This window comes from Soonwooa sp. T0.1_25, assembly GCF_057652215.1.
Genome location: NZ_JBYFBZ010000012.1, coordinates 1 through 21,446, shown reverse-complemented (window position 1 = coordinate 21,446; position 21,446 = coordinate 1). Strand labels below are relative to the sequence as shown.

General features: G+C 34.7%; 22 protein-coding genes. 12 read left to right on the top strand and 10 right to left on the bottom strand.

What is annotated here, in order from left to right; all coding sequences use genetic code 11:
- Window positions 1-91: 91 nt before the first annotated feature.
- Together AC23MB_RS12325 and AC23MB_RS12320 are read left to right on the top strand one after the other, a co-directional pair.
- Window positions 92-1,729, top strand: coding sequence for an alkaline phosphatase PhoX (locus tag AC23MB_RS12325; protein WP_487787435.1), 1,638 nt, complete (start codon window positions 92-94; stop codon window positions 1,727-1,729).
- A 54-nt stretch (window positions 1,730-1,783) separates the two neighbouring features.
- On the top strand, window positions 1,784-2,683 hold the full coding sequence (locus tag AC23MB_RS12320) for a leucine-rich repeat domain-containing protein (protein WP_487787434.1): 900 nt from the start codon (window positions 1,784-1,786) through the stop codon (window positions 2,681-2,683).
- Here AC23MB_RS12320 and AC23MB_RS12315 read toward each other — a convergent pair whose 3' ends face one another.
- Window positions 2,684-3,007, bottom strand: a complete 324-nt coding sequence (locus AC23MB_RS12315; protein ID WP_079665420.1) for a translation initiation factor — start codon at window positions 3,005-3,007, stop codon at window positions 2,684-2,686.
- 123 nt (window positions 3,008-3,130) lie between these two features.
- On the opposite strand from AC23MB_RS12315, the gene gpmI reads away from it, so the two are divergent.
- The 8 genes from gpmI (at window position 3,131) to AC23MB_RS12275 (ending at window position 13,924) form a co-directional block, all read left to right on the top strand.
- Window positions 3,131-4,663 (top strand): 2,3-bisphosphoglycerate-independent phosphoglycerate mutase, encoded by a 1,533-nt coding sequence (gpmI, locus tag AC23MB_RS12310; protein ID WP_487787433.1) that lies wholly within the window; start codon window positions 3,131-3,133, stop codon window positions 4,661-4,663.
- Window positions 4,664-4,742: 79 nt separating this feature from the next.
- The gene (locus AC23MB_RS12305; protein WP_487787432.1) at window positions 4,743-5,720 is read left to right on the top strand and encodes an acyl-ACP desaturase; all 978 of its coding nucleotides are present in this window, start codon (window positions 4,743-4,745) and stop codon (window positions 5,718-5,720) included.
- A gap of 127 nt (window positions 5,721-5,847) precedes the next feature.
- Complete coding sequence (locus AC23MB_RS12300; RefSeq protein ID WP_487787450.1) at window positions 5,848-6,279, top strand: BT0820 family HAD-type phosphatase; 432 nt, start codon at window positions 5,848-5,850, stop codon at window positions 6,277-6,279.
- Window positions 6,280-6,340: 61 nt separating this feature from the next.
- Window positions 6,341-7,150, top strand: a complete 810-nt coding sequence (gene map, locus AC23MB_RS12295; RefSeq protein WP_487787431.1) for a type I methionyl aminopeptidase — start codon at window positions 6,341-6,343, stop codon at window positions 7,148-7,150.
- A gap of 91 nt (window positions 7,151-7,241) precedes the next feature.
- A complete protein-coding gene (locus AC23MB_RS12290) occupies window positions 7,242-8,009 on the top strand; it encodes a class I SAM-dependent methyltransferase (protein ID WP_487787430.1) in 768 nt (255 codons plus the stop codon).
- Window positions 8,010-8,167: 158 nt separating this feature from the next.
- Window positions 8,168-9,313 (top strand): efflux RND transporter periplasmic adaptor subunit, encoded by a 1,146-nt coding sequence (locus AC23MB_RS12285; RefSeq protein WP_185116700.1) that lies wholly within the window; start codon window positions 8,168-8,170, stop codon window positions 9,311-9,313.
- Window positions 9,314-9,348: 35 nt separating this feature from the next.
- Window positions 9,349-12,498, top strand: a complete 3,150-nt coding sequence (locus tag AC23MB_RS12280) for an efflux RND transporter permease subunit (RefSeq protein ID WP_487787429.1) — start codon at window positions 9,349-9,351, stop codon at window positions 12,496-12,498.
- On the top strand, window positions 12,476-13,924 hold the full coding sequence (locus tag AC23MB_RS12275) for a TolC family protein (RefSeq protein ID WP_487787428.1): 1,449 nt from the start codon (window positions 12,476-12,478) through the stop codon (window positions 13,922-13,924). Before AC23MB_RS12280 ends, AC23MB_RS12275 begins: the two co-directional genes overlap by 23 nt.
- 376 nt (window positions 13,925-14,300) lie before the next feature.
- Here AC23MB_RS12275 and AC23MB_RS12270 read toward each other — a convergent pair whose 3' ends face one another.
- The 9 genes from AC23MB_RS12270 to AC23MB_RS12230 form a co-directional block, all read right to left on the bottom strand.
- Window positions 14,301-15,143, bottom strand: a complete 843-nt coding sequence (locus AC23MB_RS12270; RefSeq protein WP_487787427.1) for a DUF4349 domain-containing protein — start codon at window positions 15,141-15,143, stop codon at window positions 14,301-14,303.
- A gap of 43 nt (window positions 15,144-15,186) precedes the next feature.
- Window positions 15,187-15,546 carry a hypothetical protein gene (locus tag AC23MB_RS12265; RefSeq protein ID WP_487787426.1) on the bottom strand — a complete coding sequence of 120 codons (360 nt, stop codon included), beginning with the start codon at window positions 15,544-15,546 and terminating at the stop codon, window positions 15,187-15,189.
- Between the two features lie 9 nt (window positions 15,547-15,555).
- Window positions 15,556-15,774, bottom strand: a complete 219-nt coding sequence (locus AC23MB_RS12260) for a hypothetical protein (protein WP_487787425.1) — start codon at window positions 15,772-15,774, stop codon at window positions 15,556-15,558.
- Between the two features lie 28 nt (window positions 15,775-15,802).
- Complete coding sequence (locus AC23MB_RS12255; protein ID WP_487787424.1) at window positions 15,803-16,318, bottom strand: hypothetical protein; 516 nt, start codon at window positions 16,316-16,318, stop codon at window positions 15,803-15,805.
- Window positions 16,319-16,765, bottom strand: coding sequence for a DKNYY domain-containing protein (locus AC23MB_RS12250; protein WP_487787423.1), 447 nt, complete (start codon window positions 16,763-16,765; stop codon window positions 16,319-16,321).
- Between the two features lie 209 nt (window positions 16,766-16,974).
- Window positions 16,975-17,412 (bottom strand): hypothetical protein, encoded by a 438-nt coding sequence (locus AC23MB_RS12245; RefSeq protein WP_487787422.1) that lies wholly within the window; start codon window positions 17,410-17,412, stop codon window positions 16,975-16,977.
- A gap of 101 nt (window positions 17,413-17,513) precedes the next feature.
- Complete coding sequence (locus AC23MB_RS12240) at window positions 17,514-17,798, bottom strand: hypothetical protein (protein WP_487787421.1); 285 nt, start codon at window positions 17,796-17,798, stop codon at window positions 17,514-17,516.
- A gap of 52 nt (window positions 17,799-17,850) precedes the next feature.
- Window positions 17,851-18,525: a hypothetical protein gene (locus AC23MB_RS12235; protein ID WP_487787420.1), complete on the bottom strand. Its 675-nt coding sequence runs from the start codon at window positions 18,523-18,525 to the stop codon at window positions 17,851-17,853.
- A gap of 108 nt (window positions 18,526-18,633) precedes the next feature.
- Window positions 18,634-19,680 carry an acyltransferase family protein gene (locus AC23MB_RS12230; RefSeq protein WP_487787419.1) on the bottom strand — a complete coding sequence of 349 codons (1,047 nt, stop codon included), beginning with the start codon at window positions 19,678-19,680 and terminating at the stop codon, window positions 18,634-18,636.
- Between the two features lie 583 nt (window positions 19,681-20,263).
- Here AC23MB_RS12230 and AC23MB_RS12225 point away from each other — a divergent pair.
- Complete coding sequence (locus tag AC23MB_RS12225; RefSeq protein WP_374329499.1) at window positions 20,264-21,094, top strand: helix-turn-helix domain-containing protein; 831 nt, start codon at window positions 20,264-20,266, stop codon at window positions 21,092-21,094.
- A gap of 126 nt (window positions 21,095-21,220) precedes the next feature.
- A complete protein-coding gene (locus tag AC23MB_RS12220) occupies window positions 21,221-21,409 on the top strand; it encodes a hypothetical protein (protein WP_313031498.1) in 189 nt (62 codons plus the stop codon).
- Window positions 21,410-21,446 lie beyond the last annotated feature (37 nt).

The window sequence follows — 21,446 nt, the reverse complement described above, 5'->3', positions numbered from 1 at the left end:
GTAAAATTTGGTTTCATATTCTTAAAATCCTCGTAACAGAAAGCTTTTGCAGAAGAAATAATTTTGCCTCGAAATAAAATAAAAGTTAAAAATGAAAACAAAATTACTATCAGTTGCTGCTTTAGCATTGATGATGTCTCAATTGGCGAATGCCCAATCTTCTTGCACAGGAACGCACATTAGTTGCTTTAAGTCCATCGCACCAACTTCGCAAACCGGAAAACTTATTATCCCAGCAGAACACAAGTATCAGCTCATCCTTAAAGAAGGTGATAACTATACCGAAGGTGGTGGTAAAGTTGGTAGTCAAAACGATTTTACAGGTTATGTTGCAAAAAATGGAAGTAGCGTTGATGGTTATCTTTCGGTTAACCATGAGACTAATCCAGGAGGAGTTACAATGGCTGAGATTAACTACAATGCGACAACGAAGTTGTGGGAGCTTACAAGGTCAAGAGGTGTTAATTTTTCTACCCCAAGTCTAGTACAGACAATCAGAAATTGTTCTGGTGGCGTGACACCATGGGGAACAATAGTGACGGCTGAAGAATCTGTAACATCTAATGATACCAATGGTGATGGTTACAAAGACTATGGTTGGTTGGTAGAGATTGATCCTGCAACAGCCCAAGTTATTTCTAAAAACCAAGATGGTTCTCAAGGTAAGCTTTGGCAAATGGGTATCATGAATCACGAAAATGTGGTAATTAATAATGCTGGGACTGTAGCTTATTACGGTGAAGATGGTGGAACTAATCTATTCTATAAGTTTGTGATGGATACACCTAATGACTTGTCTTCTGGAGATTTATTTGTTTTAAAAGCTGATCAAGGTCTTAGCAATGGCGATCCGGTGGTTACAACTGCGCAATGGATCCAAGTGCCTAACAAAACGAAAGCAGATCAAAACAATACACAGAATCTTGCAAAATCGCTAGGTGGTACAGCATTCAACGGGATCGAAGATGCGGAAATTAATCCTTTGGATGGTAAAATCTATTTTACAGCAAAAGGCCTTAACAAAGTCTATCGTTTCAAAGATAATGGTACAACAGCTTCGGAGCTAGAAACTTTTGTTGGAGGTCTTAACACGGTGTACTCTTTCGAAACTGCAAATGGTACAATGTCAGAAAAATGGGGAGATGGTAACGATAACCTAACATTCGACGAACTAGGAAATCTTTGGGTATTACAAGATGGTGGTAAAAATTACATTTGGGTAGTTGCACCAGATCATACACAAGCTAACCCGAAAGTAAGACTATTTGCTTCAATGCCCTCAGGATCGGAGCCTACAGGACTTACTTTTACACCAGATCACAAGTTTGGCTTCTTCTCGATTCAGCATCCAGATTCATCAATTTCTACAGATGTTGATGCGACGGGTAATACAATTGACTATAGAGGAAAATCTGCAACAATCGTTATTGCGCTTAAAGATAATTTGGGATCGTCAGGAAGTTTAGGAACTCAAAATGTTGATAATAACATTACAGTTTCTCCAAATCCTACGTCAGGTTTGGTGAAGATTACCTCGGATAAAGGACTTAAAGATATCAGATTAACAGCTTATAGCATCGACGGAAAAATTGTTTACACAAAACAAATTTCCGGTGTACAGAAGAATGTAGAATTAGATTTAACAAAAGCTCTAGACGCTTCAAAATCTTTAATTCTTAACATCGAAGCTGAAGCTTTCCAAAAAACGGTTAAACTTTTGAAAAAGTAATTATTAATGCAACTTAGCTCCTGATACTTTGTTGTCAGGAGCTTTTATTTATTTATGAAAAAGATTCAATTTTTCCTTTTTGTTTTAAGTTTTCAGGCTTATAATGCACAGATAGACCCAATCAAATTTCCGACTTACACATCTGTTGAAGACGCAAAAAAGTCGAAAGAAAAAATATTTAGTTTAAGTTTTCGCGAAAAAGGACTCTTTAATGTTCCGCCTGAAATCACTGATTTTCAAGAGGTGTTTTTTCTAAATTTTATGGGAAATAATTTAGAGAAAATGGATGAAAAAATATTCAGTCTTAAAAAACTCGAGTATCTTTATTTGAATAAAAATGGAATTAAATATATACCCGATAATATTGCAGAATTGACACAGTTGAAGGAGTTTTTTATGAACCTAAATGCTTTAACAGAAGTCAACCCTAGTCTTGCAAAACTACAAAACTTGGAAGTTATTCATCTCGATGCTAACAATTTGTCGGTTTTTCCAGAAGCTTTAATTGAGATTAAAAATCTGAAGGAAATCAATTTGCAAGGCAACCAGATTAGTTTTATTCCTGAAAATCTTGACAAAATAAAAGAGTTGAAATACTTGAATTTATCCATGAATCAGATTAATGATTTAGAAAACATCGACTTTCCTAAGAAATTGAAATATATAGAACTTCAAGAAAATGCCATTATCAACCTTCCTAAAAGCTTATTAAAACTAAAAAAATTAGAATTTCTAAATCTTAGTAACAACAATATCGAAAGATTACCATCTTACATACGTCAACTAGAAAAAATTGAAAGTATCAATTTGGCTAACAATAAGTTAAGTCTGATTCCTGAAGAGGTTAGTTCTCTTAAAAATTTAAAAACTTTAATCCTAACAGGAAATCCAATTGATAAAAAAAGCATTGAAAATCTTAAATCTTCAATGCCTCAAACACAAATATATTTTTAATTATCCGCCGACACGTTTGGTTTTATAACCCATATCTTTCAAGATAGTCATAATCTTATCACGGTTGTCACCTTGGATGACGATAACGCCATCTTTCTCGGATCCACCGATGCCTAGCGTTGTTTTTATCTTTTTAGAAATCGCTTTTAGCTCATCTTCGCTACCTTCGAAACCTTCTATTAAAGTAACGGGTTTTCCGTTGCGACCTTTCTTTTCGAATTTGCACACGAGCGCTTCTTTTTGTTGAAACTTTTCCTCGGGCATTTCAAAATCTTGCTCTTCATGATCTGGGAAAAGGTTTTTCAATTGGTCTCTTAAGTCCATTGTATTTTTTATGTTTTGAAAAAGAATTTAAAGATAAATAAAATATCGAAACTAAAAACATTAATTTTACTAGAATTCTTAAGCCTTATTTTTTAAATTTGTAGAAGAAAAATTTCCAAAATCATGTCAAAAAAAGCGATACTAGCCATCTTGGATGGTTGGGGTTTGGGTACTAATCCAGAAGTTTCTGCGCTTGCAAAAGCCAATACACCTTTTATAGATAGTTGTCTCAAAAATTTTCCTAATACAACATTGGAAGCCAGTGGTTTAGCTGTTGGTTTGCCTGCGGGACAAATGGGGAATTCAGAAGTCGGACACATGAATCTTGGTGCGGGACGTGTGGTGTATCAAAACCTTGTTAAACTAAATATGGCAGCCGAAAATGGCACTTTGGGAAGTCAAAAAGAAATTCAAGATGCCTTCGAATATGCAAAATTAAACCATAAAAAAGTTCATTTTATTGGTCTAGTTTCTAACGGAGGTGTGCATTCGCATATCAATCACCTTAAAGCTTTGTTAACCGCAGCGCACGATTTTGGTTTAGAAAAAAATGTATTTGTACATGCTTTTACCGATGGACGCGATTGTGATCCACACTCTGGATTAGACTTTATTGGAGAACTCCTAGATCATATGAAGCAGTCGACAGGACGTTTGGCTTCCGTTATTGGTCGTTATTACGCTATGGATCGCGACAAGCGTTGGGAGCGTGTAAAATTAGCTTACGATCTATTGGTAAAAGGAAAGGGAGAAGAAACTAAAAATCCTTTAGAAGCTATTGAAAAATCATATCAAAATAATGTGTCGGATGAGTTTATCAAACCAATTGTTTGTATCCAAAATGGTTTACCAATCGCTACCATAGAGGAAGAAGATGTTGTGATTTGTTTTAATTTCAGAACAGATAGAGGTCGCGAAATTACAGAAGTTCTTTCTCAAAAAGATTTCCCAGATTACGATATGTATAGGTTGAATCTTAAGTATATCACCTTGACCAACTATGATAAAACTTTCCATAACATTGAGGTTGTTTTTGACGAAAATGTTTTAGAAAATACTATGGGCGAAGTTTTAGAAAGAAATGGAAAATCCCAAATTAGAATTGCAGAAACAGAGAAGTATCCACACGTTACGTTCTTCTTTTCTGGTGGTCGCGAAGCGGAGTTTAGCGGAGAAAAACGTTTACTTTGTCCAAGTCCAAAAGATGTTGCAACTTATGATCTAAAACCAGAAATGTCGGCTTATGATATTACTAATGCCATACTTCCAGAGCTAGAACATGAGACTGCTGATTTTGTATGTTTAAATTTTGCTAACACCGATATGGTAGGGCACACAGGTGTTTTTGATGCAGCGGTTAAAGCAGCGGAAGTTGTGGATTCTTGCATCGAAAAAGTAGCTACAATGGCTTACGAACATGGTTATGCTGTATTTATTTTGGCAGATCATGGCAATTCTGACATTATGAAAAACGAAGACGGATCGCCTAATACACAACATACAACCAACTTAGTTCCGTTTATTGTAATGGACAAAGATCATACTTGGACATTAAAACCGGGTAAATTGGGCGATGTTGCACCAACAATATTAAGTGTGATGAACGTTGCTAAACCAGAAATCATGACTGGCGACAGTTTGGTGTCTTTGACTTAATTTCGTTATAAAATAAAAAATTAGATGCTATCCTATGCATAATATTGTTAACTTTGCAAAAACTTAAAATTAAATATTGATGTATAACAAACTGGTAAGGAAGGAGGTGATGAAAAATTTAGAAACTGAAATGTCAAGTTTCATATCGAAATTTCTCACACCTATTGAAAAGATATGGCAACCCTCGGACTTTTTGCCAGATACATCTAGTGCCGATTTTAAAGATCAATTGGATGAGTTACAGACATTTGCGCACGAAATGCCTTATGATCTTTTTGTAACTTTAATTGGAGATTGTATTACAGAAGAAGCACTTCCTAGTTACGAATCGTGGATTATGGGGATCGACGGCATCAACCAAGAAGAACGAGTTGGTTGGGCAGAATGGGTGCGAGCTTGGACAGCTGAAGAAAACCGTCATGGCGATTTGTTGGGTAAATACCTTTATCTATGTGGGCGTGTTAACATGCGCGAAATGGAAATTACAACCCATTATTTGATTAATGACGGTTTTGATTTGCAAACGAGTATGGATCCTTATAAAAACTTCGTATATACGAGCTTCCAAGAGACAGCGACTAATATTTCGCACCGTCGCGTTGGGACTTTAGCTAAGCAAACAGGTAATACCAAATTGGCTAAAATGTGTGGTGTTATTGCTGCGGATGAAGCGAGACATGCTAAGGCTTATAAGCATTTCGTAGAAAAGATTTTCGAATTGGATCCGAGCGAAATGATGTTGGCTTTTGAAGATATGATGCGTAAAAAAATCGTTATGCCAGCACATTTGATGAGAGAATCTGGTCAAAAGGCAGGCGAACTTTGGGAGCACTTCTCAGATGCTGCACAACGTTGCATGGTTTATACAGCACAAGATTATATTGATATCTTAAAAGATCTTTTGGTAGATTGGAAGATTGATAACATCAGTGGACTTAATGAGTCTGCAGAAAAAGCTAGAGATTATCTAATGAAATTACCTTCTAGATTACAACGTATTACAGATCGTCTAGCGACGCCAGATAGAGAATATAACTTCAAATGGGTTAAAAGTTAGATTTTAATTCATACGCTTTAAATATTACAAATCCAACATGATAACGTGTTGGATTTTGTTTTTGTATTAAACTATCGAATCTTTTATTTTTCGTATATTTGCATACTTTTTAAGCTTTAAAATAATGATGATCAACAACAAAAAATTAGCGATTGATTTTGATGGTACAATTGTAGATGACGCTTATCCAGGAATTGGAAAGGCTAAAATTTTCGCTTTTGACACCTTAAAGAAGTTACAATCAGAAGGTTATAGACTAATTTTATGGACATACCGTAATGGTAAAGAACTTAACGATGCAGTTGAGTTTTGTCGCAAAAATGGATTAGAATTTTACGCTGTTAATTCAAGTTTTGAAGGTGAAGTTTTTGATAATGAAACGCAAAGTCGTAAAATTGATGCCGATCTATTTATTGACGATCGTAATCTAGGAGGCTTCCCTGGTTGGGGCGAAGTTTATCAAATCGTAAAAGAGCGTATCGAGTTTCAGGTTGCTGGAGGAGAAGTACACGCTTATTCAAAAATGAAAAAGGAAAAAAAGAGAGGTCTTTTTTGGTAAAATATTTAGACAAACATTTTTAATGCTGGTTTTTTAATCAGCATTTTAATTTTTTAATATAATGATACAGTTAAAAACAATAGAAGAACTTCGCTTGATGAAAGAAAGCGCTCAATTGGTTTCTAAAACTTTGGGTATGCTTGCGAAGGAAATTAAACCTGGTGTTACAACTAACTATTTAGATAAATTGGGTGGCGAATTTATTCGTGATCATGGTGGTTATCCGGCATTTTTAGGAATGTACGATTTTCCGAAAAATCTTTGTATTTCTCCCAACGAGCAAGTAGTGCATGGGATTCCGAATGATGAATTTTTGAAGGATGGTGATATTTTGTCCGTAGATTGTGGTGTTTACATGAACGATTTTTATGGCGATCATGCTTATACTTTTGAAGTCGGAGAAGTGTCTCAAGAAGTTAAAAAATTGCTTCGTGTGACCAAAGAATCGCTTTATAAAGGTATTGAACAATGTATTCGTGGTAAGCGTGTCGGTGATATTGCAAATGCAATCCAAGTACATTGTGAGAAGGAGGGTTATGGCGTTGTTAGAGAGCTTGTAGGACATGGTTTGGGACGCAAAATGCATGAAGATCCGCAGGTGCCCAATTATGGTAAAAAAGGAAGTGGTAAAGTCTTGAAAGATGGTATCGCTTTAGCCATCGAACCGATGACAAATATGGGAACCGAAAAAGTAAAATTCCATAATGATGGTTGGACGGTTACAACTTTGGATATGCTTCCTTCTGCACACTTTGAGCATGACGTTTGTATCATCAAAGGTAAGCCTGTTTTACTATCAACTTACCAATATATTTATGATGCTTTAGGGATTGTTTCGGATGAAGAAAAAGCATTCCAGTTAGATTTTTAATTTTGTAAAAATAACTTTAATTAAAATTTATAAATAGTTGTTAATTAAATTATTGTAAAATTTATTTAAAGTAAAATATAGTTTATTTCATTTGAAAAAAATAGCAAAATTTCTTCTTAATAAAGTGCCAAGACCAATGCTAATTCAACTTAGTATTTTGGCACGCCCCATGATTTATCAGATCTTTAAAGGTGACCGATTCACGGATCCTATAGATGGTAAATCTTATAGAAAATTTCTTCCCTATGGTTATGGTAAGCAACGCGAAAATGCATTGTCACCAGGGACCTTATCTTTGGAAAGACATCGTCAAATGTGGTTGTATCTAAAGAATGAAACAGAGTTTTTTTCAAAGAATATTAAGGTGCTTCATATTGCGCCAGAACAGGAGTTTCTTCGTCGTTTCAAAAAAATGAAAAATCTTGACTACACTTCTGCGGATTTGTATTCGCCGATTGTTGATGTTAAAGCCGATATTTTGGATTTGCCGTTTGAGGACAATAGTTTTGATGTTATTATTTGTAATCATGTTTTAGAACATATTGTGGATGACAGAAAAGCAATGTCAGAGTTGTATCGTGTGATGAGAAAAGACGGATGGGGAATTGTACAAGTCCCAATGAAGAACAGTTTAGCCGAGACTTATGAAGATTTTAGTATTACTGATCCTAAAGAAAGGCAGAAGCATTTTGGACAATACGACCATGTCAGATGGTATGGGATGGATTATTTTGATCGATTAAAAAGTGTTGGTTTTGAGGTTGATATTAATTATTATTCTCAAAATTTTTCAGAAAACGATCAAAAACGTTTTGCCCTTCAAAAAAATGAAATATTACCGATAATCCGAAAGTTATAGCTTTCGGATTTTTTTGTTAAGTAAACGTTAAACATAGTGTCACAATGCTCTTCGATACATAATATCTATTATCTTTAATTGTTTTTATTGATGTAAATCAATCGATTGTTTGATTTTAAAACTTTATTTTAGCAAATCATTTAATTTTTTTAATATTTATGAGAAGAATATCGATACTGATGGCGGCTTCGGCGCTTATTGCAGTCTCTTGTTCACAAGATAAGAAGCCTGATGCGCAGAAGGATGCCAAACCGCAACCTTATGAATATATCGTTGCGAAAGCCGGAGCAGCAGATAATCATACCGAATATCCAGCAAGATTAGAAGGTGTGGAAAATGTAGAAATACGACCGAAGATTGATGGCTTTATCGAGAATCTTTATGTGGATGAGGGACAAATGGTAAGCAGAGGACAGTCTATGTTCCGAATTCGTAATCCTCAATATGAACAGATGGTTCGTGTAGCGCAAGCTTCTGTTAACAGTGCACAAGCTGCGGTGGCGACAGCGCAAATGCAAGTGACAAAAACTAAACCTTTGGTTGATCGCAAGATTATTTCTGCTTACGAATTGCAAGCGGCACAACTTAATCTAAAAGCGGCACAAGCAAGTCTTGCTGAACAACAAGCACAATTGACTAATGCGAAAGTTAACCAAGGTTATACGGTAATTACAAGTCCTGTGTCTGGAGTTGTAGGAACACTTCCGTTAAAGGCTGGTAGCTATGTGAGTGCCAGTACTTCACAAGCTTTGACAACAGTTTCAAATATCTCAAAAATATTTGCTTATTTTTCTATTAATGAAAAAGATCAGCTTAACTTTTTGAAACATTCTCCTGGCGCTTCAATTCAAGAAAAAATAAAAAATACGCCTTTGATAAGTCTTCGTCTTTCTGATGGCACGATGTATAACGAAAAAGGAAAGCTAGAATCTATAAGTGGTTTGGTAGATCCAAGTACTGGATCTTTTAGTATGCGTGCAGCATTTACTAATCCTCAAGGCTTGTTAAGAAGTGGTTATAGCGCAACGATTTTACTTCCGAACAATTTAGAAAATATCATTGTTATTCCACAAAAAGCAACTTACGAACTTCAAGGGAAGGTTTTTGTATACGTTGTAGGAGCTAACAATAAAGTAAAATCTCAAGAAATTAAAATTACAGAGCTTCCAGACGGTATAACTTATGCCGTAGATTCTGGTCTAAAAGCTGGTGATAAAATAGTTGTACAAGGTGTTGGTTTACTAAAAGATGACACCGAAATTGTACCTAAAGAAACCACTCTTCAAGCAACTTTGAAGAACTAATTATTTGAGAGTTTTCTGAATTTTAAATAAGATTTATGTTTAAAAAATTTATAGAACGTCCAGTACTTTCGACGGTAATTTCCATCATTATCGTCATTTTGGGAGTCTTGGGCATCTTTACGCTTCCCGTAGCGCAGTATCCAGATATTGCGCCACCGACAGTTGTAGTTAATGCCAACTATATGGGAGCCAATGCTGATGTTATCTTAAAAAGTGTCATTGTCCCTCTGGAAGAGCAAATCAACGGGGTGGAAGGTATGACGTACATGACATCATCAGCGACTAACGATGGATCGGGATCGGTTACAGTCTATTTCAAACAAGGGATAAATCCTGATATTGCGGCGGTTAACGTACAGAACAGAGTTTCTAGAGCTAACAGTTTGTTACCTCGCGAGGTGACGCAAGCTGGGGTTACAGTTGTTAAACGTCAGAGTTCCAATGTTTTAATATTTTCATTGTATAGTGAAAGCCCGCAATTTGATCAAACTTTTATCCAAAACTACGCGAACATCAACATTATTCCACAGATTAAAAGGGTAGCAGGTGTTGGTGATGCAACTGTTTTTGGTACTAAAGATTATTCGGTTAGGATTTGGTTAGATCCGCAAAAAATGGCGGCTTATGGCTTAGTTCCTTCGGATATTAACACTGTTTTAGCAGAGCAAAATATAGAAGCTGCGCCAGGAAGTGTTGGAGACGAGGCTAATACAAGTTTTAGATACACTTTAAAATATAAAGGTCGTTTAACAACGATTCCTCAGTTTGAAGAAATCGTTTTGAAAGGAACTGAAAACGGTCAAATTCTTCGTCTAAAAGATGTTGCGAAAATAGAATTAGGTGCGCAAGATTACACTGGGAAGAGTTTTACAGATGGTAATCCGAGTATTGGTATTGCAATTTCGCAAACGGCGGGATCTAACGCACAAGATGTTATTAATCAGACTTTAGCAGTATTAACCAATGCAGAAAAAGGTTTTCCAAAAGGGGTTAAATGGACAACGCTTGTTAATGCGAATGACTTCCTAGACGCTTCTATCGAGAAAGTTGTACATACTTTGATCGAGGCATTTATCTTGGTTTTCTTGGTGGTATTTTTATTCTTACAAGATTGGCGTTCGACAGTAATTCCAGCGATTGCGGTTCCTGTTGCGATTATTGGTACATTCTTTTTCCTAAATATTTTCGGATTTACAATCAACTTACTAACGCTTTTCGCTTTGATTCTTGCAGTTGGTATTGTTGTGGATGACGCCATTGTTGTTGTTGAAGCAGTCCATAGTAAATTGGAACAAGGTGAAAAATCGCCACTTCGTGCATCGGTTAATGCGATGGGCGAGATTAGTGGAGCGATCATCAGTATTACGTTAGTTATGTCCGCCGTTTTCGTACCAGTAAGTTTTATTACAGGTTCGGCAGGTGTATTTTATAAGCAATTTGGTTTAACACTAGCAATTTCGATTGCACTTTCGGCGGTTAACGCTTTGACATTGAGTCCAGCTTTGTGTGCGATTTTCTTAAAACCACATTCGCATGAAGCTAAAAAAATGAATGTGATGCAACGATTTTTCATGTATTTTAATACTATTTTCGATGCATTTGTTAAGCGTTATTCAACTTGGGTATTATTTTTATTAAGAAAAAAATGGCTTGCAGGTTTAGGACTTGTAGCATTTACAGGAATATTTATTTGGTTAATGAATACAACGCCTAAATCTTTTGTTCCGTCAGAAGATATGGGTGGTGTAATGGCTGATATTTCGTTACCATTGGGAGCAAATGAAGTTAGAACACAAGCCGTTCTTGATGAAGTAGAAGCTATTGTTAAACAAGAACCAGAAGTGGCACATATTCTTAAAGTGTCTGGTCGTGGTATGATGTCGGGATCGGGAAGTAACAATGGTATGTTAATTTTGAAATTAAAACCTTGGTCAGAACGTAAAAGTAAAGAAGAAAGTACACAAGCGCTTTTAGCAAGGTTATATCAAAAAACTGCAGGTATTAAAGATGCAAAATTGGTATTCTTTGGTCGACCAACGCTTCAAGGTTTTGGTAATGCGGCTGGTTTCGAATTCCAAGTTCAGGATCAAAAAGGTGGAAGTATTGAAGATTTAACAAAAGTAAGTAACGATTTTATCAACGCTCTGAAAAGCCGTCCAGAAGTACAAAATGCTTTTACGTCTTTTAATCCAAACTATCCGCAATATATGATCGATATTGATGTGCCGACGGCTAAAGCAGCTGGTTTTACAGTTAATGATATTTTATCGGTGATGCAAGGTTATTTCGGTGGAGTATATTCTTCCAATGTTAATTTGTTTGGAAAACAATATCGTGTTATTTACCAAGCGCCAGCAGATCAACGTCAAAGTTTAGAAAATCTCAACTCGATGATGGTGAGAAATAGTGCAGGTGTTATGGCACCAGTTAGCCGTTTTGTAACCACTAAAAAGGTATATGGTCCGCAAGCAATTGGACGTTTTAATCTCTTTACTTCTGTGTCAGTTAATGGCACACCAAATGCGGGTTATAGTTCTGGTGACGCGATTGAAGTTGTAAAACAAGTTGCGGCAGAAACGCTTCCGACAGGTTATGGGTACGAATTCTCAGGTTTGACAAGGGAAGAGGTAAATTCTGGAAGTCAGACGGTATTTATCTTTATGCTTTGTTGTGTATTCGTTTATTTCTTGTTGGCGGCACAATACGAAAGTTATTTACTTCCATTTGCTGTAATGTTGTCGTTGCCAGTTGGTTTGGCTGGTGCGATGATGTTCTCAAGCTGGATTGGTAAATCAAACAATATTTACACGCAGATTTCCTTGATTATGTTGATTGGACTCTTGGCGAAAAATGCGATTCTTATTGTTGAGTTTGCTTTGGATGCTCGTAAAATGGGTTACAGTATTGGTCGAGCTGCAATTTCTGGAGCTAAACAAAGGATTCGTCCTATTTTGATGACATCGTTTGCATTTATATTTGGATTAATTCCGTTAGCAACAGCAAGTGGTGCAGGTGCGATTGGTAACCAATCAATTGGTATTGGTGCAATTGGCGGCATGTTGGTTGGGACAATATTTGGGGTATTATTTATTCCTGCGTTATTTGCAATTTTCCAATATTTACAAGAACGTGTGTCTAACAAGAAAGTTTTCGAAGAAGATTATGGAAACAGACTTAGCGAATAATCTCACAAGTAAATCTATTACAATGAAAATTAAAACTTCACATATAGTTTCCACAATAGCTTTAGCGGGATTAATGCAGTCTTGTAAAGTCACGGAAACCTATCAAAAACCAAGTGTAAAAGCCGATTGGGATAAGTCGTTGTTTAGAAAGCAAACCAACGCCGATTCGTTATCTATGGCAAAAGTCGCTTGGACTCAAATTTTTGCTGATGACAAACTACAAAGTGTCATCAAAAAAACGATTGAGAACAATTATGATTTAAAAATCGCTGTAACGAGAATTAATGAAGCGGATGCGGTTTTCAAACAATCGCAACTCAATCATTTGCCAACTCTTGACGGGATTGCTTCTATAAAAGATACCAAAAATAGTGCGGCGGCGCAAGGTAACAATTTTAGGATGCCAGACATTATGAATTTCCAATTGGGCGTTTCTGCAGGTTGGGAAGTTGATATTTGGGGAAAGATGGCTGCAATGAAGCGTTCTGCTTACTCAGGTTTTCTACAAACTGAAGCGGCTAGAAGAGCAGTGCAAACGCAATTGGTGGCGCAAGCAGCAAGTTTGTATTATCAGTTGTTGTCTTTGGATAAACAGTTAGAAATTACAAAGCAAACGGTCGATCTTCGTACCAAAAATGTCGAAGCTGTGCAGTTGTTGATGGACGCTGCGTATTTGACTGGTGCGGATGTTGAGCAAAGTAAAGCTAATTTATATTCGGCGCAGTTGATGATTCCAGATTTGGAAATTCAGATTCAAAAAACCGAAAATGCCCTTAATCTTTTAATGGGCGAAGCACCAAAAGATATTGAAAGAAATAGTATTGACTCGCAAGTTGTTTCGTCGGACTTCAGAACTGGCTTGCCAGCGTCGTTGTTGCAAAATCGTCCAGATGTTTTATCAGCTGAGATGGCTTTTCGTCAAGCTTTCGAAAACAAAAATGTAGCTTTGGCGCAGGTGTATCCATCGCTTAATATTACAGCTGCTTTAGGGCTTTCATCAAAAAATATTAAAGACTTTTTCAAAGAGTCGTTGTTTTATACCGTTGGCGGAACTTTAACCCAAAATATCTTCCAACAAGGCAATCGCAAGGCGCAAGTGAAAATAACGGAAGCTCGTAAAGAACAAGCTTATCTCAATTTTGAAAAGACTTTGTTAACAGCTGGTGCAGAGGTTTCGGATGCTTTGGTAACTTACGAAAAAGCAAAATCTAAAGAGGCGACACGTCAACTACAAATCGAATCTTTGCAAAAGACGGTTGACTTTAGTAATGAGTTGTTAACTTACTCATCCAAAGTTAATTACGTTAATGTTTTGACAGCAGAACAAGCCTTGTTACAGGCGCAATTATCTGCAGTTAATGACAAGTTGCAACAGTTGCAAGCCATGACCGAATTCTATCGTGCACTTGGTGGCGGACAATTTTAGAATTTTAAAAAACATAAAAAAAATCCTAACTAAAATTTTAGTTAGGATTTTTATTTGGAGCTATTGATTTCATCGAAAAGCTTTTACAATTTTTTATGGAAGCTTTTTGACTACGTCGATTGCTTTTAGGAGCAATTCCCGCTATCCACTATATCTTTTGTAGTGTCGCTCGGACGACTCCGCTGCGCTCCGTCGCCTCGCACCACCACAAAAGGATGCCGTTCCTATCGGGGCTAGGATAGTTGGGGATAAATTACAATTTCCGTCAGTTCGAGTAGCGAAGCGTGTTGAGAACTATTTTTAGTAAAGTTCTCGATGCGATTTTTTCAAAATCTACTTGAACTGACGTTGAGTTAGTTACCTAAATTCAGACTAATTATTTCTTTCTCCTTGCTTTCCATTTTTTCCAAAGAAATATTAATACAGGAATAATCAATAAAAATGGCCAAAATGAAACCAATCCTAAAACAAAATCAACAAAATTGTTCCAACCTTGAGAGATAGAATCCAAGAATTTGGTTCCGAAGCCTATTTTGGAAGTTACCGAGTTTTGAGGTTTTATTTTCGCAATTGTCATGTCAATTGTACTGTATTTAACACGATCATCAATGAATTTTAGTCGGCCTTTCGCTGAGTCAATTTCTTCTTCCAAAGCTCTTATTTTCTCCTGAATTTCGAGAATATCTTTTGTAGAATTGGTTTGTTTTAGAAGATCACGATATTTTTCAAGAAAGGCTAATTTGTTATTTAGTCGAATCGAAACATCTGTATATTCTTCGGTGACGTCATCGGATTTTACATTTTTAGAAATCAAATCTCCCAAACCTGTCGAAAACGAATTAATCAAGGCATCAAAATTCTCGTTCGGAACTTTTATGAAAAACGAAACAACATCTCTATCATCTCGTGAGCTAAAGGTTTCATTTTGGATGTAGCCTTTGTTCTTTTTTAGACTTTCTTGGATGCCTTGTTTGGCTTTTTCAATATTAGAAACTTCGATATCAAGATTAGCGCTTTTGATGATTTTTTTATCAATATTGAGGTCGGGATTTTCCGGTGAATTTGGCGACGGTTGTGGCGTTTTGTCATTCGCAAGATCGACAGCTTTGGCCTCTGGTATAACCTCAACCAATGAAGCGTCAAATTGTTTAATTTCTGAAGAATTTTGTCCACAAGACAGAAAAATAGTAAGAGTAAATAAAAAATATAAATTGCGCATTTTTAGAGAAATTTAGCGTTGTTCAATGTTATAAATATTGTTTTTAATATACAAATTCTAAAGGCTCAAAATCTTGAAGTTTTGGAAGTGGCTTTAGTTTTTCAATCGATTTTTTATGCATTAATACTTTATCTGTTTGGTAGTCAATATGTTTGTTGATTTTAATGCCAGTTGAAAGATTGTAATCTACATATTCTATATAACCCGCAGAAGCATTATTTTCTGTAAAGCCGATTAACTCAAAATTTCCATTCTGAAACCGAAATTTATGTACATAATTTCCTCTAATATGTTGATTGGTGAAAATTAAAAGTCCATTTTTAATTTCAAGATTTTCTAAATTAACGTCAGAGATGTCTCCTCCACCTGGGAATTTTGGCGTAACAGCTTTAGTCAATCTCAAAATTTTTTTTTAAGAACCATCAACATTTTTAAAAAAGATTTCCAACAAATACAGATGTTTTGAGTCATTGTCATTTTCTCTAACCACAACTTTGTCAGCAAGTCCATCTTTGTTAAGATCACCTTTTATGTCGTATACAATGTTGCGGTATTGCTCGTCAGAAACTTGTCCAAGGCTTTTTTGTGATACAAAAATTAGTAAAAGAATAGCTGTAATTTTTAGTTTCATTTTCGTGTTTTTGTGCCTGGAATTACTTTTAATTAGTAAGAATGCTTCGTAAAATTATCGGTAAAAAAAGAACGAAAAATATGATGAAAGTATTCCGTTGATAATATTTTTTAACATATAATCCTAAAAGAATCATCAGTTGATCATCGTCTTTAATATTGATTTCTCCATTGCTAAAACTCGATGTATACTCAGCTTTGTTGCCTGTCGTGCTTTCAATAATCCATTTGTTGTTGAGAAAATCGTTGTACCGCCAAATGTAACGTTGGCCTCCAAATTCAATGTTCGCTTTGTTATTCCAAATATTGAAATTAATGTTTCCTATTTGGCTAGAATCTTCCGTATTTTTAAAACTTACAGAACTATCAAAAATGCTCTTTTTATAGAACATAAATTCTTGTGTACCTATCTTTCCAATGATTTTATCGGTAAATAGATCTTCCTTGCGTAAGCTTCCAATTTTTTGCGCATCATTAAAAATTGAATAGTCACTAGCAATATTTTTTTTCCAAGTCAGTTTCATCTTGTGCTTTATTACATGCATTTACAATTTTTTCAATCTATTGATAATACTTTCTGTTTCTTTATTATCGATAGTTTTGATGTCAATTTTTTCATCCCAAAAGTAGTAACCATTTTTATCTTTTGCAAAACATTCGCAATCATCGCAAGTTCGGAAGCTTCGATAATCGAAAATAGTATCTTTGTCCATATTTCGTTCTGTAAACATTTTGTTTTTGTCTTTTGCATAACAGTTTCCCAACAACTGAAAAGTTTTGACATCAGCATTGTCAACAATCCAAAAATTACCACCATCCACCATCATATAATGCGTGTAGACATGGTTTTTATCCTTGTAAAAAGAACTTCCAATATAAGAAAAATTTGCAGAATCGATTACGGATTTTAGTGGTTGACCATCAGCCATTTCAGTAATATATTTACCGATGATAATACCTTCTTCGGTGCCTTCGTTGGCTTTTAACGCCAAATCACCGTTTTTAGATTTGTAAAGTCCAAAGCTGGTTTTAGTCCAAGCAAAATTTTGGTTGATGCTGTCTATTGTTTTTTTTATAACTTTTAATATTTTCCGTTCTCGAAGTTGCTACTTTTTCAATCTTCTTTTTTTCTTTATGAGATTTGCAACCAAATTACATAAAAATGATGACTGATATATAAATTGAATTAAAATTCTTCATACTATTTCTTTTTATAAAATTTATAGAATCTTTTGTCCGAATAATATAGTAACGTGTCTTGGTCAGTTTTTGGACAATTTAACTCATCAAAATAATTATCCGAATTGTAAAACAAATTGGTTTTGAACTCGACTTCTTCATTATTTAATTTCATTTTAAAGAAATAATCTCGACTTTGTGTGAAGATGCCTCTGTCTTTTTCGTAAACTTTTCCGCGCCCTTCAACGCCAGAAGATGGTGTCCCATAGCTTATACGACCAAGACTGTTACCAGTAACTGCTTTGTCAAAAAGCTGAATATTATGTACATTGATGCCATTATCACCAGCCATTTTTATTGCAATAAGATTTCCGTCAAAACTTAATTTTTTGTTTTTAAATTCAGTTTCTGTTATATCATGAGTTTTTAATGTATTAATATCTAAAACAAATGATTCCAAATCTTTATTTTCGCTTGATGCAGAACTAAAATAAACCCAATTTTTTTCTGCGTCGTAACCATATGATACACTGCCTTTAGAATAGAAATCGTAGATAGGTTTTAGATTATTTTTTTGATAATAGCGATTCTAGCTTCGTCATTATTGTTGTCGGTTTTTTTATAATTGATTAAAATATAATCGGTCTTCAGAATTAAATAATAGTTGTAAATATAAAGACTGTCAACTTGTCTGTTTACAAATTGATCTGAGTTGGTCGTTTTTGGAAAATACGGATTTTCAGGATGTTTGTTAGTATTGGGAATTTTGTAACCCGAAAGATAAATTAATCCAATAATGGCTATAATAAAAATGCCACCAAGGCTAAGAAGTTTTTTTTCATTCAATTAATTGTGAATTTAAAAATACTCAAAAAAAGCCTAATCTGTATAATTTGTTTTAAAATAAACCTTGCAACAATCTATGAATTAAAAAGCTTGAAAACCAGTTGTTATAATTCCACAAAATAATTGAAAGCATTATTGCTGCAACTAAAAATGGAAGTAAAAATGAGGCTTGGCGGTACTCGAATTTCTTTGGGATAACCTCATTCCAAACAAATAATAACATGAGAAAACCAATTGCAGCAAATAACATTTCGGGACTTTTTCGTAAGGAAAAATTGTTGTGATCTGACATTGGTTTGAGATATGGAAAAGCTAAAATTTGCAAGATGCTAAAAGTCAATCCAAATATTAAAACGCCAATAGCACTCGATGTTTTCTTGAGTTTGAAACAGTTATAAGCTAATAAAATACTTCCAGAAAAAGCACCAAATACCAAAGCAAACATTGTTATTAAATAACGGTTTTGCAACGGAAAAGCGTGAGGATTTTCTGTGATGTAATCTTTGTGTTCTAGCGATTTCTCTTCTTGGATTTTAATTTCTTCTTCGCGACGATTTTCGATTAAACATTTGATGCGCTCAGTTTCGGAAGTGTCGAAAGTAACATTGCGTTGTTTTAGAATTTCGAAAGCCATTTCAATGGCTTCTGCAATGTAACGACTTTCTGGTTTCAGATAGTTGTTAAGCTCCCGATTCGATAATTTTTCTAAAACTTTGCGATTAACCATTCTAATTTTTCGATGCGCAAAGATATTGTTTGAAGTTTAAATTTAAAAGCGAAAAATTTTTCATTTACCAGTGATATATATTAGCATTAGAAGGGAAAAATCAACAAATTAAATTATTTTTTTTAACTGCTTTTGGAGTATTGGTTCGAGATATTTTGCAACGATATAAGCTAGCACTATGATGAAAATTGACGATAAAATAGGCAACAAAAAATATGGTATTTGTGGGAAATAATTATGAATTTTAATGATAGATGCAATTAGCATATTCTCGTGCAACAAATATAACGGATAACTTATAAAGCCAATAAATGTAAAAAGTCTTGTACAAAATATAGCCCCAAACTTCTCCCAAAACAATGCTGCAAAAAATACCAGATTAACCGCAATCAAATAGATTAGTAATGTCAAATCTTGGAATTTATAAGCATAAAATAGCGAGCATACTACTGTAAAGATGATAGCCGCAAGCTTCTTTTTATCGGGTTTTTGATAATACATATAAGTTAATGCACCCGCGACGAACCATCCAAAATGTATAAAAGATCCAATATAAGTTTTCAATAATCCAGATTCGTGGATAAGATTGTGGAAGATAAGAATTTGTAAAATGCATGCTGACAAATACAAAAGAAAGATGCCTAACAATGCTATTTTTCTGTTAAACATAAAGTATAACGCACCAAAAATGATGTAGAATTTAACTTCGACATATAGCGACCAAAATGACAATTCTAAAACAGGAAAATCTGTTTTAAAAATCATTTCCAAAATACCATTATTAATAAATGTAATCCCTGGCAAAAGCGATTTTAACTCTGGAACTCCGAAAGGCCTTTCATAGAAAAAACTTGCGGTAAAATATACGATAAAACTGCAAATTAACATACTCGGAAAAAGTCTAATCCATCTATTTTTCAAAAACTTCCAATAATTTGGTGTCTTTTCAACCGACATCAAAATCACAAATCCGGATATCAAAAAAAATAATTGAACGCCGAGACTTCCATATTTGAACAAGATAATTTCCGAAAATTGTCTTTTATAAGGATAGTACGCGTCCCACACCGAGTAACCATGGAATAATAATACCAGCAGAATTGCCAAACCTCTTAGCCCATCAAGAACTAAAATACGTTTTTTACTTGCAGTCATATTTTTTTCGTGTAAAGAACAATTTGCTCTTTGTTATTGTGTTTTTAATAAAGTCAAACGCAAATTTAGTTTATTTCTTAAAGAAAAATCTATTTTAACAAGTGCGTTTTTTTGAAAGATAAAATTTGCATCAGTTTAATTTATGTTTTTTTATCAGAACATTAATTTTAGTAAATTATTTTCATAGAAAATACATTTAATGTGAGATGTTTCAATTGCCTGTTAAAGAAGCTGGCATACTAAAACAGTTTTTTTTAATTCAAATAAATGTTGCTTTTAGGAGCAATTGTTTTCATCGAAAAGCTTTTATTTTTTTTTGTTGGTAGCTTTTTAACTACGTCTATTGCTTTTAGGAGCAATTGATTTCATCGAAAAGCTTTGTATTATTTTTTTGTAGCTTTTTCCCGCTATCCGCTATATCTTTAATGCGCCGCTCGGACGGCTCCGCAAAGCTCCGCCGCCTCATGGCGCCTCAAAGGATGCCGCTTCTATCGGGGCTAATATAATAATAAAATTACTATAGTATAAAATCCAGATTCATGATCAATTTTAATTTTCTTACTTTTGAACAAATTGTAAGAATATGATTTTCGAGGAAGCCAAAGTTTTTAGCAAAGAAAACCTTCTGGAGCATTTGGTTGTCGGTCATCCGTATCATCCCGCAAGACCTGCTTTTTTGTTTTTGAAGGAAGGTTACATCAAGCTTCGTGAGCAGATCAATGTGTACACGCTTCATAAAAACGGCGTGACTCTTATCGACAGCACTTCCGTTTATGAAATCCTTGAATACAGCCCAGATATCGATATTCTTATCGTTGCTTATAATCGAAATTTCTTTGATACACTTAACTTAAAACTCAATAGACTTCATGCTTTTCGAAGTATCAGAGCCGAATTTAAGAAAGGCTATCAAGCAAGCGAATCCGAGTTTCCTGCTTTATGGCAGAACGTTCTCAATATTCAATATTATATCGAAAACATCGACCAACAAGAATATCAAATCGAAATTATTGAATCTTTATTTGCTGCGTTAATTTATCAATTGGCCAATATTGTCGCACATCAACGTATAATTTCCAAACAAAAAATGTCACGGTCTCAGGAGATTGCGTTCGATTTTATAAAACTGGTTACGGGCAATTTTAAAATTGAGCGGAATGTGCAATATTACGCGCAGCGCTTAATGATTTCTAGTCGGCATTTAACTGTGGTTTTAAAAGAAGTTTTCGGAAAAAGCGCTATTCAGATTCTTAATGAATTTGTTTTGAACGAAGCTAAGGCGCAACTTAGTTCAAGTTTAAAACCGATTAATGAGATTTCTAACGATCTGAAATTCAGTGATCAATATTCGTTCAGTCATTTCTTTAAAAAACATGAAAACTTGAGTCCTTCTCAGTATCGAAATCAATTTTAGATTTCAATCTTACTTTTGAACATCAAAACACGTAAACTGAATCATTTTAAACGCTTGTTTAGCGCGCTGACTTTGTCCTTTTAAAATTAAAGTAGAAAAAACTTCAAAATAACAACAAGGAAAACAATGAAAAATAAGGTACAACAAACGATGTTAGCACTCAGTATGCTAACATTTGGACTGTCTTATGCTCAAGAATCTCGCGATCTATCCGTATATAAAGTGATGGATTTGGCTTTGCAAAACCATCAACAACTTAAAGTTTCAGCAAAAAATGGTGGTCTCAAATTGCTAGTGCAACTTTTGTTTTTGTAAAAGTATTATTTTTTTTGAGTGATTTTAATAAAATATG